Source organism: Ruegeria sp. AN11 (genome assembly GCF_056536005.1).
The window spans coordinates 778,882-793,514 of the sequence record NZ_JBQFJD010000001.1 but is presented as its reverse complement, the minus strand read 5'-3'; the positions used below and the strand labels follow the sequence as shown (position 1 = coordinate 793,514).

At 58.3% G+C, this 14,633-nt stretch carries 15 protein-coding genes; 9 read left to right on the top strand and 6 right to left on the bottom strand.

The features are described from left to right. Positions 1 to 55: 55 nt before the first annotated feature. Positions 56 to 535, bottom strand: coding sequence for an Lrp/AsnC family transcriptional regulator (locus tag ACR3EQ_RS03845; protein ID WP_170616790.1), 480 nt, complete (start codon positions 533 to 535; stop codon positions 56 to 58). 144 nt (positions 536 to 679) lie between these two features. Between ACR3EQ_RS03845 and cobA the strand changes: the two genes are divergently transcribed. The 8 genes from cobA (at position 680) to ACR3EQ_RS03805 (ending at position 7,654) form a co-directional block, all read left to right on the top strand. Then, positions 680 to 1,456, top strand: coding sequence for a uroporphyrinogen-III C-methyltransferase (gene cobA, locus ACR3EQ_RS03840; protein WP_480489766.1), 777 nt, complete (start codon positions 680 to 682; stop codon positions 1,454 to 1,456). Further along, positions 1,456 to 1,770, top strand: a complete 315-nt coding sequence (locus tag ACR3EQ_RS03835) for a DUF2849 domain-containing protein (RefSeq protein ID WP_170806260.1) — start codon at positions 1,456 to 1,458, stop codon at positions 1,768 to 1,770. Before cobA ends, ACR3EQ_RS03835 begins: the two co-directional genes overlap by 1 nt. A gap of 66 nt (positions 1,771 to 1,836) precedes the next feature. After that, positions 1,837 to 3,501: a nitrite/sulfite reductase gene (locus tag ACR3EQ_RS03830; protein WP_480489764.1), complete on the top strand. Its 1,665-nt coding sequence runs from the start codon at positions 1,837 to 1,839 to the stop codon at positions 3,499 to 3,501. Beyond that, complete coding sequence (locus tag ACR3EQ_RS03825) at positions 3,491 to 4,252, top strand: phosphoadenylyl-sulfate reductase (RefSeq protein ID WP_170616781.1); 762 nt, start codon at positions 3,491 to 3,493, stop codon at positions 4,250 to 4,252. The genes ACR3EQ_RS03830 and ACR3EQ_RS03825 overlap by 11 nt, the downstream gene beginning before the upstream one ends. Then, the gene (locus tag ACR3EQ_RS03820; protein ID WP_170616778.1) at positions 4,249 to 4,656 is read left to right on the top strand and encodes a DUF934 domain-containing protein; all 408 of its coding nucleotides are present in this window, start codon (positions 4,249 to 4,251) and stop codon (positions 4,654 to 4,656) included. Before ACR3EQ_RS03825 ends, ACR3EQ_RS03820 begins: the two co-directional genes overlap by 4 nt. Before the next feature lie 108 nt (positions 4,657 to 4,764). Then, complete coding sequence (locus tag ACR3EQ_RS03815; RefSeq protein ID WP_170616777.1) at positions 4,765 to 5,598, top strand: ferredoxin--NADP reductase; 834 nt, start codon at positions 4,765 to 4,767, stop codon at positions 5,596 to 5,598. A gap of 116 nt (positions 5,599 to 5,714) precedes the next feature. Further along, positions 5,715 to 6,305: a translation initiation factor IF-3 gene (infC, locus tag ACR3EQ_RS03810; RefSeq protein WP_480440513.1), complete on the top strand. Its 591-nt coding sequence runs from the start codon at positions 5,715 to 5,717 to the stop codon at positions 6,303 to 6,305. A gap of 248 nt (positions 6,306 to 6,553) precedes the next feature. Next, positions 6,554 to 7,654 (top strand): aromatic ring-hydroxylating oxygenase subunit alpha, encoded by a 1,101-nt coding sequence (locus tag ACR3EQ_RS03805; RefSeq protein ID WP_480489763.1) that lies wholly within the window; start codon positions 6,554 to 6,556, stop codon positions 7,652 to 7,654. A 16-nt stretch (positions 7,655 to 7,670) separates the two neighbouring features. Here the strand turns inward: ACR3EQ_RS03805 and ACR3EQ_RS03800 are convergent, their stop codons facing one another. Continuing rightward, a complete protein-coding gene (locus ACR3EQ_RS03800) occupies positions 7,671 to 8,993 on the bottom strand; it encodes an aspartate aminotransferase family protein (protein WP_170616773.1) in 1,323 nt (440 codons plus the stop codon). Continuing rightward, the gene (locus ACR3EQ_RS03795; RefSeq protein WP_480440236.1) at positions 8,990 to 9,760 is read right to left on the bottom strand and encodes a beta-keto acid cleavage family enzyme; all 771 of its coding nucleotides are present in this window, start codon (positions 9,758 to 9,760) and stop codon (positions 8,990 to 8,992) included. Before ACR3EQ_RS03795 ends, ACR3EQ_RS03800 begins: the two co-directional genes overlap by 4 nt. A 97-nt stretch (positions 9,761 to 9,857) precedes the next feature. Here ACR3EQ_RS03795 and ACR3EQ_RS03790 point away from each other — a divergent pair, with 97 nt between their 5' ends. Next, a complete protein-coding gene (locus ACR3EQ_RS03790; RefSeq protein ID WP_170816530.1) occupies positions 9,858 to 10,769 on the top strand; it encodes a MurR/RpiR family transcriptional regulator in 912 nt (303 codons plus the stop codon). A gap of 31 nt (positions 10,770 to 10,800) precedes the next feature. On the opposite strand, the gene ACR3EQ_RS03785 is transcribed toward ACR3EQ_RS03790, so the two are convergent. From ACR3EQ_RS03785 to ACR3EQ_RS03775, 3 genes are all read right to left on the bottom strand, one after another. Next, positions 10,801 to 11,592 carry an FAD binding domain-containing protein gene (locus ACR3EQ_RS03785; RefSeq protein ID WP_170616769.1) on the bottom strand — a complete coding sequence of 264 codons (792 nt, stop codon included), beginning with the start codon at positions 11,590 to 11,592 and terminating at the stop codon, positions 10,801 to 10,803. A 95-nt stretch (positions 11,593 to 11,687) separates the two neighbouring features. Next, positions 11,688 to 14,048: a xanthine dehydrogenase family protein molybdopterin-binding subunit gene (locus ACR3EQ_RS03780; protein WP_480489762.1), complete on the bottom strand. Its 2,361-nt coding sequence runs from the start codon at positions 14,046 to 14,048 to the stop codon at positions 11,688 to 11,690. A gap of 54 nt (positions 14,049 to 14,102) precedes the next feature. Then, a complete protein-coding gene (locus ACR3EQ_RS03775; protein ID WP_170616765.1) occupies positions 14,103 to 14,588 on the bottom strand; it encodes a (2Fe-2S)-binding protein in 486 nt (161 codons plus the stop codon). Positions 14,589 to 14,633: the final 45 nt, after the last annotated feature.

Here is a 14,633-nt window from a genome sequence, read left to right as displayed (position 1 = left end):
AATATCCCGGGGGAGACGCGTTCCAGCGCGGCGGGGGCAGCGCCCCCCCACTTCGTTAACCAACAACCAGCGCACCCAGCGGCAGCATCGTCGTCGATTTGATCTCTTCCATCGACAAAAGAGCCGTGACGTTGTGCACCCGCACTTCCGAGATCAGGGTCTGATAAAAATCGTCATAGGCGCGGGCATTTCTGACGCGCACCTTGAGGATGTAATCGATGTCCCCCGCAAGGCGGTGCGCCTCCTGCACTTCTGGACGGTCCCGCAGCGCCTTTAAGAACTTTCGCTGCCACTCGGCCTCATGTTCTGAAGTCCGGATCAGAACAAAGAACGTCGCTTCGAACCCCAGTGCCTCGGCATCCAGCAACACTGTCTGTTGACCAATGACCCCTGCGCTTTTGAGTTTTCGGATTCGGTTCCAGACCGGTGTCTTGGAACTGCCAACCCTTGCAGCGATTTCATCCAGTGACTGGCTGGCGTCGCGTTGCAGCTCGACCAGAATTTTCCGATCCGTATCATCAATCCGCACCGACATTCCAATTTCCTTCCATTTCCGGAACCCGCGTCCCAAAGCTCAGCCTGATTGGAACGTATGTTCTTATTTGCTCGCCTATATGGCATTAATCCGGGAATATTTCCTATATTGAGGGTCAAGTCAAACACAGGTCGAGATCCTCAGATGCGGCAATCGCACACATATACGGATACAGGGCACGTCGATTTCGTCGGCGCAGGTCCGGGTGATCCGGAATTGCTGACGCTTAAGGCGCTGAACGCGTTTGAGCGTGCGGATATCGTTCTGCATGACCGCCTGATCAGCCTCGAAATTCTGGCGTTGGCCGGCAAGACCGCTGAACTGGTTGATGTTGGCAAGGCCGGCTTCGGACCCTCATGGAAACAGGAAGACATCGACGAATTGTTGGTGGACCACGCACTGAAGGGTCAGCGTGTGGTCCGTCTGAAGTCGGGGGACCCCACTGTATTCGGGCGTCTGGACGAAGAAATCGAAGCGGTCGAGGCTGCGGGTGTTTCCTGGCAGATTATTCCCGGCATCACTGCCGCCTCTGCGGCTGTTGCTGGCATCGGTCAAAGCCTGACGCGCCGCGGTCGCAATTCCTCGGTGCGGTACCTGACGGGTCACGACATGAAGGGTTTTGCCGACCACGACTGGAATGCACTGGCGCGTCCCGGTTCCGTGGCTGCGATCTATATGGGCAAGAAATCCGCCCGTTTCATTCAGGGCCGTCTGATCATGCACGGTGCTGACCGCGCAACCCCTGTCACCATCGTCGAAAACGCTTCGCGCCCAGGCCAAAGGGTGCTGTCCACGACGCTGGACCAATTGCACGCCGATCTGCATGCCGCCGCAATGGACGGCCCCGCACTGACCTTTTATGGCCTTGCACCGCGCCGTGCAGCCGAGGCCCTGACCGAATTCAACAAGGAGCTTGCCTGATGGCCCGCGCTTTTACACCCAAAGTGGTTACAGCCAACGACCTGCTGGAAGGAGACGTCATTTACCTGACCGAAGACGATCGCTGGTCACGCGATCTGTCCGAGGCTGAACTGATTACTGACGAAGCTCACGCGCAGGTGCGTCTGCTGGATGCCGCACGTCAGGCGAATACGATCGTTGGCGCCTATCTGGCCGACGCGGTCGCCGGCGAACGCGGCCCCGAGCCCACTCATTTTCGGGAAGACTTCCGCCGGACTGGTCCGTCCAACTATGCCCACGGCAAACAGGAAACTTCCCCGCAGCCCCGGGCCTGACCTCTGGCCCCTCACTCTCCCCTACAAGGCCCCATGGTTCGGGGCTGCAACTAAGGACAGCTAATCATGTATCGCTACTCCGAGTTCGACACAGCATTTTTGGCAGAACGCAACGCGCAGTTCCGCGCGCAGGTCGAGCGTCGCATCGACGGCTCGCTCACCGAAGACGAATTCAAACCTCTGCGCCTGATGAACGGCCTGTATCTGCAACTGCACGCCTACATGCTGCGCGTAGCGATCCCTTACGGGACGCTGAACAGCGCTCAGATGCGTCAGCTGGCCCTACTGGCCGAAAAGTGGGACAAGGGCTATGGCCATTTCACCACCCGTCAGAACATCCAGTACAACTGGCCGAAACTGAACGACGTGCCGGACATGCTGGACGCGCTGGCCGAGGTTGGCATGCACGCCATCCAGACCTCGGGCAACACCATCCGCAACGTGACCGCCGACCATTTCGCCGGTGCCGCCGCGGATGAGGTCGCCGACCCGCGCCCCTATGCCGAACTGCTGCGCCAGTGGTCGACAGATCATCCGGAATTCCAATTCATGCCGCGTAAGTTCAAGATCGCTATCACTGGCTCGGAAAACGACCGCGCCGTGATCAAGGCGCATGACATCGGCCTGCAACTGGTTGAGCGTGACGGCGTTCTGGGTGCCCGCGTTATCGTGGGTGGTGGCCTGGGCCGTACCCCGATGATTGGCAAGGAACTGTCCAAATTCGTCGCCTTTGACGACTTGCTGGCTTATCTCGAAGCCACCGTTTCCGTGTGGAACCAGATCGGCCGCCGCGACAACAAATACAAGGCCCGCATCAAGATCACCGTGCACGAGCATGGCATCGACGCGATCCGCGCCAAGGTGAACGAGCGGTTCCTGAAGGTCCGCCCCCAGTTCAAAGGCGCCGACATGTCGCTGCTGGACGAAATCAAGACCCACTTCGCTGCCCCTGCCTTCCGAGAGGGTTCGGTTGCGTCGTTTGAATCCGCCTACACCAACGATCCGGTTTTCCGCTCGTGGATCGATACGAACATCGCGCCGCACAAGAACGCGGACCACGCCATCGTCACGATCTCGATCAAGAAACAAGGCCAGACACCGGGCGATGCAACGGCCGAACAGATGCGGGTCATGGCCGATCTGGCCGAAGAGTTCGCCTATGACGAGTTGCGCATCAGCCATGAGCAGAACGTGATCCTGCCGCATGTCCATAAATCGGACCTGCCTGCGATCCATGCGAAGCTGAAGGAATACGAACTGGCAACCGCCAATATCGGCCTGATCAGCGACATCATCGCCTGCCCCGGCATGGACTACTGTGCGCTGGCGACTGCTCGTTCCATCCCGGTTGCGCAAGAGATTGCAACCCGCTTCGACGAGTTGAAGCTCGAGCATGATATCGGCCACCTGAAGATCAAGATCTCGGGCTGCATCAACGCTTGTGGTCACCACCACGTGGGCCACATTGGCATCCTGGGTTTGGATCGTGCCGGCGTCGAAAACTACCAGATCACTCTGGGCGGTGATGCCACCGAAAGCGCGGCCATCGGCGATCGAACTGGTCCGGGCTTTGCTTACGATGAGATCGTCCCCGCCGTGGAACGCATCGTTGAAACCTACTTGAACCAGCGTGAAAGCGCAGAGGAGACGTTCCTGGAAACATACCGCCGCGTTGGCATGGCGCCGTTCAAGGCGGCGCTTTACCCCGAGGCACAGGCCAATGCCGCTTGACCTGATCCAGACGGAACTGGGTAAAGACCGAAGTGAACTGACTGAACGGGTCGAGGACCTCAACGCCCGATTCCGCCACCACAGTGCACACGACGTGATGCATGGCGCGATTGAAGAGATCGATGAGCTTGCCCTTGTGTCAAGCTTTGGGGCGGAATCGGTGGTGTTGCTGCACATGGCGGCTGTTGTCGACAAGGCAACGCCTGTCCTGTTCATCGACACTCAGATGCTTTTCACCGAAACGCTGGAATATCAGCAGGAGGTCAGCGAGCGTCTTGGACTGAGAAACGTTCGGATCGTCAGGGCGGACGATGAAGACATCCTGCGCGATGACCCCTATGGCGCCTTGCGCCTGCGCGACACGGATGCGTGCTGCAACCTGCGCAAGACATTCCCGCTGCAAAAGGCTCTTATGGGCTATTGCGGCTGGATCACCGGGCGCAAACGGTTTCAGGCCGGCACCCGCGCCGCGCTCGACTTTTTCGAGGTCGAGGACGGAACAGGCCGGATCAAGGTCAACCCGCTGGCGCATTGGGCACCTGAAGATGTGCGCGCCTACATGGACGAAAACCGCCTGCCCCGGCATCCGCTGGTGGCAAAAGGATATCCTTCGATCGGCTGTGCGCCCTGCACCTCGCCGGTCAAAGAGGGCGAAGACCCCCGCGCCGGACGCTGGCGCGATCAGAACAAGGAAGAATGCGGCATCCATTTTGTCGACGGCAAGATGGTGCGTGTTGGAGAAAAGCAATGAATGTAATCGTAACGGATCAGGGGTTTTCCCCCGATGATTGGACCGACGGCTTTGTTTCGCTGGATGATGCCGCCAATGACGTGGTTGCCCTGGATGTAAGTTCAGACACTGACCCGGATGAACTCTACGATCGTCTTGGCCGAGCCGAACTGGTGCGGGTCGATTTCCCGTCCTTCGCAGATGGCCGCGGCTTTACCATCGCCCGCACCCTGCGCCTGAAAGGCTATACCGGGCGTCTGCGCGCCAAGGGGCACGTTCTGGCAGACCAATACGCGATGGCGCGGCGCAGTGGCTTTGACGAGGTCGAGATTGATGATGGCCTTGCCACCCGTCAGCCCGAAGATCAGTGGCTTGCCCGCGCCAACTGGAATGAGAACAACTATCAGGCCCGCCTGCGCGGTTAAGGCCGCACATCGCCAGCTTGTGACAGAAAGGGGGCAATCTGTCCCCTTTTCCTGACTTGGATCAACGATTAAACGGAGATGTCGGTTTAGCAGACCGGCAGGTAAACGATGACAGAGATGAAGCCCGTGAGCGAAGTAACTGCCGTAAAGGCCCCCGTCCTGCCGGACGCGCAAACTGTAATTGACGTGAAACACTGGACCGACAGCCTGTTTTCTTTCAAGGTGTCGCGCCCTGCCTCGCTGCGGTTCCGTTCGGGCGAATTCGTGATGATCGGGTTGTTGGGCGATAACGGAAAGCCGCTGCTGCGCGCCTATTCCATCGCCTCGCCTTCGTGGGACGAGGAACTCGAGTTCTACTCGATCAAGGTGCAGGACGGTCCGCTGACCTCGAAGCTGCAACACATCAAACCCGGCGACCAGATCATCCTTCGCCCCAAGCCCGTTGGTACCCTGGTGCACGACGCGCTGCTGCCCGGCAAACGCCTGTGGTTCTTTGCCACCGGCACTGGTTTCGCGCCCTTCGCTTCGCTGCTGCGCGAGCCGCAGACCTATGAGGATTATGATGAGGTCATCATCACGCACACCTGCCGTGAAGTGGCTGAACTGGAGTACGGCCGCCAGCTGATCGAAAGCATCCGCCAGGACGAACTGCTGGCAGAACTGATCGGCGAAGGTTTTGCAGACAAGATCCGCTACTACCCGACCACCACCCGGGAAGAGAGCCCCAAGATGGGCCGCATCACCAACCTGCTGAAAGACGGCACCGTATTTGCCGATCTGGGCATCGATGGCGGAATCAAACCCGAAACCGACCGCGCGATGGTTTGCGGCAGCCTGGCTTTCAACCTCGATATCAAGGAAATTCTGGAAGAGTTTGGACTGCGCGAAGGCGCAAATTCCGACCCCAAGGAATTCGTCATCGAAAAAGCCTTTGTCGGCTGATCTTTGGAGCTGGCCGGGTAATTGACAACCCGGCCAGCTCAATCCCGCCAACAAAGGCGGGTTTTTCGTGTTTTCCGGCCTTTATGCTGCTTGAAACGCCTTTCGCACCGGTCTAAATTCCGGTCTCGAAATTCTGCAATCATCAAAGGAATGAACCCATAGCCCGCAGACCCCACAACGCGCCGCCGCAGAGAGACACCGGACCGCGCGTCAATGAAAAGATCCGTGCCCCTGAAATCCGCCTGATCGGCGCTGACGGTGATAACGTAGGGGTGGTTCATCCCGCCAAAGCTATGCAGATGGCCGCTGATGCCGGACTTGATCTGGTCGAGATCTCGCCCAATGCCAATCCTCCGGTTTGCAAAATCATGGATTTCGGCAAGTTCAAGTACGAACAGCAGAAACGCGAAAGCGAAGCCCGCAAGAAGCAGAAAATCATCGAGGTGAAAGAGGTCAAGTTCCGGCCCAACACCGACACGCATGATTACGACGTCAAGATGAAGAACGTCGTCAAGTTTCTGGAAAAGGGCGACAAGGTCAAAGTCACCCTGCGCTTCCGTGGCCGTGAGATGGCGCACCAAAACCTGGGTCGCGAGCTGTTGGAGCGTGTTGCCGAAGACATCAAGGAAATCGGCAAGGTCGAGAACATGCCGAAGATGGAAGGCCGTCAGATGATCATGATGATCGGCCCGCTTCCGCAGAAATAAGTTCTGCAAGCAACCAATTTCAAACCCTGTCAGAGTTGCTCTGGCAGGGTTTTTTGTTCACCGAAAATTCAATCCTCGCGATTTGTACACACCTGTCCCCGTCCGCAAATCTTTAAGGCTGGAAAGCGACAATAGGTCGATTTCAGGCGATCTGATTTCGACCGCGCGCTGGCGAAAACTGGAATGCGCGGAATCGCAATGCGGTTAAGCGTGAGGTGCCGGATAAAGGGGAGGTAACGATGGGTTAAATGTCATTCGCGGGCGGCGTTTATCAATCGCTGCCGACGCAGGCCTATTGCGATGAGGCCGTTTTTTCCCAGGAACGCACCCGGATATTCAGGCGGTCCTGGCATTTGGTAGGCCATTTAACCGACATCCCCAACTTCGGTGACTATGTTGTCGAAGACATCAGCGGCGTCTCAGTGATCGTGATTCGGGGCCAGGACGGCGATATCCGCGCTTTTTACAATGTTTGCGTTCATCGCGGCCATGAATTGCTGAATGGCAAGGGTTGCACCAAAAAGATGACGTGCCCCTATCACGCATGGACCTATGACACGACCGGACAGTTGCGCGCCGCGCCGAATGCCACCGCGTTTCCGGGCTTCGACAAAAACCGGTACAAGCTGCGCCCGGTTCAGGTTGAACTGTTCTTCGGACTCATTCTGCTGAACCTGGACCCGGACGCCCGGCCAATGGCCGAACTGGCCGAAAGCGCGTTTGGCGAAATCGCTGAATACGCGCCCAACCTTCCCAACTATAAACGAGCGGACCGGACGGAACGGTTGGCCAGCGCGAACTGGAAAGTCGTCGCCGAGAATTTCAACGAATGCTATCACTGCGCTGTGGTTCACAAGACTCTGACAACTGGTGTGGTCGATCCGGACCAGTACCGGACGCGCGGCCATGATTACGGCATTCGCCAGGCAAGCCCGGCCCGTCCGGACAGTCAGAAATCCTACAGCTATGTCGCCGACCCCGAAGCGCGCACGGACAAGTTCCTGACCTGGTGGTTCTTTCCTCTTTTTGCCCTGCAAGTTTACCCCGGTGGGATCGTGAACACCTATCGCTGGACCCCGGTCAGTGTGAACAAAACCAAGATCGAAGTTGACTGGTGGCTGCCCGAATCCGAACCGAACGCCGTTGAACAAGAGATCATCCTGCAACACCGCAACACCACCTTTGCCGAAGATGGCCCGATTGTGGATTCGGTTCAGAAAGGGTTGGAAAGTGGCGCGATCGGATTTGGGGCACTGGTGGTCGATGACGCGTGTTCATCGCAATCAGAACACCCGATCATGGCGTTCAATGCGCATTACCAGAGGGCCATGGAAGGCACGGCCCTCTGAGAATTCTCTGACTTGATCAGGCCGGCAGCGAAACCTGGATGGCTTTGCTTAGTTTTGCGACCAGTTCATCAATCTGCTCGTCCTCGATGATAAAGGGTGGTGCCAGCAGGACGTGGTCACCTTTCCTACCGTCGCGCGTTCCGGACATTGGGTAACAGATCAGCCCTTCGGCCAAAGCGGCCTTCTTGATCTTTCCCGCGACACCCAGCGCAGGGTCAAAAGGCGTGCGGCTTTCCCGATCGGCCACCAGTTCCACCCCGCGGAACAACCCCCGGCCGCGGATATCGCCAATATTCGGATGCTGTCCAAACGCAGCCTCAAGCGCTGATTGCAGCTTTTCACCCATCACGCCAGCTCGGGTCGGCAAATCGCGGTTAGTCAGCTCCCTTACAACAGCCAAGGCAGCAGCCGTCGCAACCGGGTGCCCGATATAGGTGTGTCCGTGCTGGAAGAAACCGGACCCATCCCGGATCGCATCATAAATTGCACCGGAACACAGCATCGCACCAATCGGCTGATACCCCGCGCCCAGACCCTTGGCGATGCACAGGATGTCCGGCGCCACCCCATCATGGTTGCAGGCAAACAGATGCCCAGTCCGGCCCATGCCACACATCACTTCGTCCAGAATCAACAACACGCCATACTTGTCGCAGATCTCACGAATGCGTTTAAAATACCCCTCAACCGCAGGAACTGCACCCAATGTCGCGCCAACAACCGGCTCTGCCATGAAAGCCATCACGGTATCGGGACCAAGCCGTAGAATCTCGGTTTCCAACTCATTGGCGACGCGCTGACCATAGTCAAAGCTACTCTCACCATCGGGTTTTTCAGCGTATTCGAAACAGGGCGCGATATGGGTCATCTCGATCAGCATCGGCGCGAACTGCGCCCGCCGCCACGCGTTTCCACCTGCCGACAACGCACCCAGAGTGTTGCCGTGATAGCTCTGCCGCCTTGCGATCACATGCCGGCGTTCGGGCTGACCGATTTCAAGATAATACTGGCGCGCCAGCTTGATCGCGGCTTCGGTGGCCTCAGACCCCCCGGAAACGAAGTACACCCGGTCCAGATCACCCGGCGCGTGTTCGATCAGCAAATCCGCCAATTCCTCTGCCGGTTCCGAGGTCATGAAGCCTGTATGGGCAAAGGCGATCTTTTCAACCTGTTCCTGTACCGCCTTGATCACGGCCGGGTTGGAGTGCCCCAGACAGGAAACCGCCGCATCCCCGCAATCCAGATAGCGCCGCCCGTCAGCGTCAATCAGGTAACATCCGTCACCGCCTGCTGCGACCGGCAGTTCGGCCTTGGTGTGACGTGGAAATACATGGCTCATATCAAAATCCTCTCAATTTTTGCGACCAGCGCTGCTACCGATGCCGCATTGTCTGTCCATGTTCGACCTTGTGCGTCGGTCAGGCTGTTTTCGAAACCAACCCGCACATCACCGCCTCGCTTTGCGGCTTCGGCAAGGCACATATGTTCCTGTTTCCCAAAGGCGCAGATCATCCACGGCGCCGGATTTTGCGGGAAACCATCAATATCTTCAGGTGTCGATTCTCCACCTGTTGTGTAGCGGCCCAGAACCAGCAGGCGATCCGCCTGCTCTTGTCGCACAATCCCTTTGTCCCGCCACTGATCCAGCAAAGCAGTATCTTCTGCATCATAAAGGATGTGCTGAACCCGTGTACCCTGTTCCGCACAAAGTCCATAAAGCCGTGCCGCAAGCTCCGGCGCGCGGGCAGTTTCACGGACGGAAATCGAAGCCCAGCCAGGGTTGACCTGCTTCACACATTCAAACTGCGCCGCGACATCAAAAACGCCCGCGGCCTCGGTTGTGATCTGAATGTCCATCTCCGGCACAGTGCGGCTCAACTCGGCAATCGCTTCTCGGTATCGCCCAGCATCCAAAGAATGGGCACCTTGGTCGTCACGGACATGCAAATGCAGCCCCTGTGCACCGGCATCAAAACACGATTGGGCCGTCGCCAATATTTCATCCAGCGAAACAGGCAGCTTCGGATGATCAATGTGACTACGCCGCGCGCCATTGGGCGCGACCATTACGTAAGGTCTGAATGATTCATTTTCCGGACGTTGCATTCCCTGCTCCAACCCCAGCCGCATTCCTGCACCCCATTTACTTGCCGACCGCGTGTTTTCAACTTGCCTTTTTCATAACATATGTTTTTCTAGGAACATGCCGGAATCTCCAACCCAACTGACCAGCCGCCTTCGCCGCACCATCGATGACCTGCCGACACAGCTTCAGGCAGCCGCAAAATACATTATCGATCATCCGGCAGATTTCGGTATCGACCCGGTTCGAGTTACCGCCCAAAAGATCGGCGTCAGTTCCAACGTTCTGGTCCGATTGGCACAGAGGCTGGGCTTTGACGGGTTTGACGCCTTTCGTCAGCCATTTCGGCACGCTCTGGCCACAGACCGAGAGGAACAGCTGGGACAGGACTGGCTGTCCAGCCTCAGACAAGAAGGGCAATTCGCTACGGCTCAATCCCAATTCGCTCGGAATGAGTTGAACGTCGTCACCCGCTCGTTGCGGCAGATAGACCCCAAGAAAATGCAGATGGCCACGGATATCATATCCAATGCAAAGCGTTGCTTTGTGACGGCCACACGGGCCAGCCATGCACTGGCCTCGTATTTTTGCTACGCCGGACGCATGGCACAACCCGGAATGCAGCTTATCCCTCGGCAAATGGGCTCCGCGATTGATGATCTGATCGAAGGGGACACGCAGGATTGTCTGTTCGCAATCACGGTCCAGCCTTATTCAGCGGACACGATTCAGGCCATGCGGTATGCCCGCGACATGGGAATGAAGATCATACTTTTGTCGGACAGTGACGTCATCGCCCCGGGCGTCAAACCCGACGTTGTACTGGCAGTCAGCACCCGATCCCTGCACCACTTCTCAAGCTTTTCGGGCGCAATGGCCGTTCTGGAATGCTTGCTTGGTCATCTCTTTGACGCCGGCGGCGACGCCGCACGAATTCGCGTGGAAGAATATCAGAAGGCTCGTGAGGAAACCGGCGCGTACTGGCGCCCTTCAAAGCCGCCCAGAGTGCGTCAAAAGATCAACCCCCGGTAAATCCGGGGGTTGCACCTGTTCATAGCGCTGTTTACATCGTCGCTTCGACAGCCCGTCTGGTCATCACGTTGACCAGATGTGCGCGATACTCCTTGCTGCCATGCAAGTCCCCAATCATGTTCGCGGGATTGACCCTCAGATCCATCAACGCATCCGGCCGGAACTCCTTGTTCAGGGCCTGCTCAGCCTCACCCCATCGAAACACGCCATCTTCGCTGGCCCCGGTTACGGCAACCCGAACACCGTCAGCGAAACGGGCAAGAAACACACCCACCAACGCAAAACGCGACGCCGGTTGCAGAAACTTCTGGTAACTCGCCGCCTGTGGTACCGGAAAGCGGACAGACGTAATGATTTCACCCTCATCCAGCGCAGTGGTGAACATGCCCTGAAAAAAGTCATCTGCCGCAATCTGGCGTGTATTGGTAACGATGGTCGCACCTGATCCCAGAACACCCGCAGGATAACAGGCTGCAGGATCATTGTTTGCCACCGACCCGCCAATTGTACCGCGGTTGCGCACTGCCGGATCGCCGATCTGACCAGCCAGCGCCGCCAGTGCCGGGTACGACCCCGCCGCATCACGCGCCACCGAGGCATGAGTCGTCGCCCCACCGATCGCAACCGAGCCATCGTCTTCAATGCAAACACCCTTCATCTCGGCAATTCCGCTCAGGGATACCAGGGATGACGGCGCCGCCAGTCGCTGTTTCAGCGTCGGGATAAGGGTCTGCCCTCCTCCCAACGCTTGTGCATCCTCGGCCGCCAACGCGGCAACCGCATCGGCTATGGTCGAGGGTTTTTCAAACTCGAAACTGTACATTTCGCTTTTCCTTTCCGAAGGGCGTTTCCCGGCCCTTCATCTTTTTGGAAATACTCCGGGGGTCCGGGGGCTGGCCCCCGGTCCACCCTCTCAACTCAGCCGTTCATGGCTGCCCAGACGCGCGACGGGCTGACCGGCATGTCGATGTGGTCCACCGCCTTCCCGCCCGAATTCAGCGCATCCAGCACCGCATTGACAACTGCCGGCGGCGATCCGATCGCGCCCGCTTCGCCACAGCCCTTCACACCCAATGGGTTATGCGTGCACGGCGTCTGGCTGGAATGGTCGACACCATAGAATGGCACATCATCGGCACGCGGCATGGCGTAATCCATGAAGGACGCACTCAGCAACTGGCCATTCTCGTCATAGGCGCAGTTCTCCAGCAGGGCCTGACCGATGCCCTGACCGATACCGCCATGGACCTGGCCGTCAACGATCATCGGATTGACGATATTGCCAAAATCATCCGCGGCCGTGAATTTCTCGATGCTGACCTGACCGGTGTCCGGATCAACCTCGACCTCACAGGCATAAGCACCTGCCGGGAAGGTGAAATTGGCAGGGTCATAGAAGGCGGTTTCCTCAAGCCCCGGCTCGACCTCCAGCGGATAGTTGTGCGGGACATATGCCGTCAGGGTCACATCCCCCCAGGCAACCGATTTATCGGTGCCCGCGACACTGAACTGACCTTCCTTCAGCTCGATATCGGCCTCGGACGCCTCAAGCAGATGTGCAGCGATCTTTTTCGCCTTATCGATCACCTTCTCGGTCGCCTTGACCATGGCCGACCCACAGACCGCAAGCGAACGTGAGCCGTAGGTGCCCATCCCGAACGGGATCTTGGACGTATCCCCATGCACGATCTCGACCATCGACTCGTCGATGCCGATCATGTCCGCCACGACCTGCGGGAAGGCGGTTTCATGCCCCTGCCCATGGCTGTGCGCACCGACCATGACGCTGATCGAACCAGTCGCGTTCACGCGCACCGTCGCAGCGTCATAGAGACCCGCGCGGGCCCCCAGCATCCCAACGATGTTCGAGGGCGCGATGCCGCAGGCCTCGATATAGCAGTTGATCCCAAGACCGCGTAGCTTGCCTTTGGCCTCACTCGCCGACCGACGTGCAGCAAAGCCCGCCAAATCGGCAGCGGCCTCAAGCTTGTCCATCGTCCCGTTGTAGTTTCCAGTGTCATAAGTCAGCGCCACCGGCGTGTCATAGGGGAACTGAGTGATGAAGTTCTGACGGCGCAGTGCAATCGGATCGACGCCCAGCTCACGTGCGGCCTTGTCCACGACGCGCTCCAACTGGAAGGTCGCCTCGGGGCGGCCTGCACCGCGATAGGCATCCACCGGCACCGTGTTGGTGAACATCGCTTTCACGTTTACCTGAATGACCGGCGTCTTGTAGTTGCCCGCCATCAGTGTGCCGTGCAGCCAGGTCGGAACCGAGCTGGAGAAGGTCGACAGATACGCGCCCAGATTGGCATAGGTGTTGGTCCGCAGGCCGACAAAATTATTGTCCGCATCCAGCGCCAGCTCGATCTTGCTGACGTGATCCCGACCCTGCGCATCCGACATGAATGCCTCGGACCGGCTGGCGGTCCACTTGACCGGACGCCCGCAGGCTTTTGCCGCAAAGGTACAGAACGCTTCTTCGGCATAGTGGAAGATCTTGGTGCCAAAGCCGCCACCCACATCCGGGGCCACCACGCGGACCTTGTGTTCGGGCAGACCCAAAACAAAGGCACACATCAGCAGACGGATCACGTGCGGGTTTTGCGACGTCGTGTACAGAGTATACTCTTCGGTCGCGCGGCTGTACTCGGCCACGGCCACGCGCGGCTCCATCGGGTTGGCGACCAGACGGTTGTTGACCAGATCCAGCGAGGTCACATGAGCCGCGTTGCCAAAGACCTCGTTGACCTTGGCGTCGTCCGCTTCGCCCAGCTGCCAGTCGTAGCAGATGTTGTTCTTGAGGTCGTCATGAACCAGCGTCGCGCCATCTTGCGCTGCGGCCTTCATATCCATGACGGCTGGCAATTCATCGATATCCACGTCGATTGCCTCGGCCGCGTCGCGCGCCTGTTCAAGGCTATCGGCCACAACGGCGGCGATGGGATCGCCAACGTGACGCACTTTGCCCTGCGCCAGAATGGGGTGCGGCGGTTCCTGCATGGGTGCGCCGTGTTTGTCGGTGACTTCCCAGCCGCAGGGCATCCCGCCCACGCCTTCAAAGTCCTTACCGGTGAACACTTTGACCACACCTGGCATGGCTTCCGCCGCAGATGTGTCTATGGATTTGATCCGGCCATGTGCGATGTCGGATCGCAGAAAATGTACATAGGCCTGACCACGTACGTTGATGTCGTCGGTGTAATTGCCCGCTCCGGTCAGAAAGCGCACGTCCTCGCGCCGCTTGGAACTGGCTCCGATGCCACTGTCTTTGGGCATTGCTTGTTCTCCTCCCTAGGAAAGAATTTTCGCTGAAAATTCTTTGCGACCGCTTTATTCGGCGGCGATGCTGGAAACGTCCTGGCCCGATGCGGCCATGATCGCCTTGACGATATTGTGATACCCGGTGCAGCGGCACAGGTTGCCTTCCAGATATTTCCGGATCTCGGCCTCGGTCGGACGCGGGTTATCTTTCAGCAGCGCGGCGGCGCTCATCACCATGCCGGGCGTGCAAAAGCCGCACTGAAGGCCATGGTGATCCTGAAACGCCTGCTGGATCACGTTCAGCGAACCGTCCGGGTTGGCCTGCCCCTCAATCGTGCCGACGTCGGCACCGTCCGCCTCAAGCGCCAGCATGTTGCAGGATTTGACCACCTCTCCGTTCACGTGAACGACGCACGCGCCGCACTGCGCGGTGTCGCAACCAACATGTGTCCCGGTCAGCGACAGGTGATCGCGCAGAAAGCTGGACAACAAGGTCCGGCCTTCGACATCACCGCTCACGGGTTTTCCGTTCACGGTCATTGAGACCTGTGTCATAAGTTCCTCCCATTTCGTTTTTTTGCTTGTGCCGAGTTAAACACG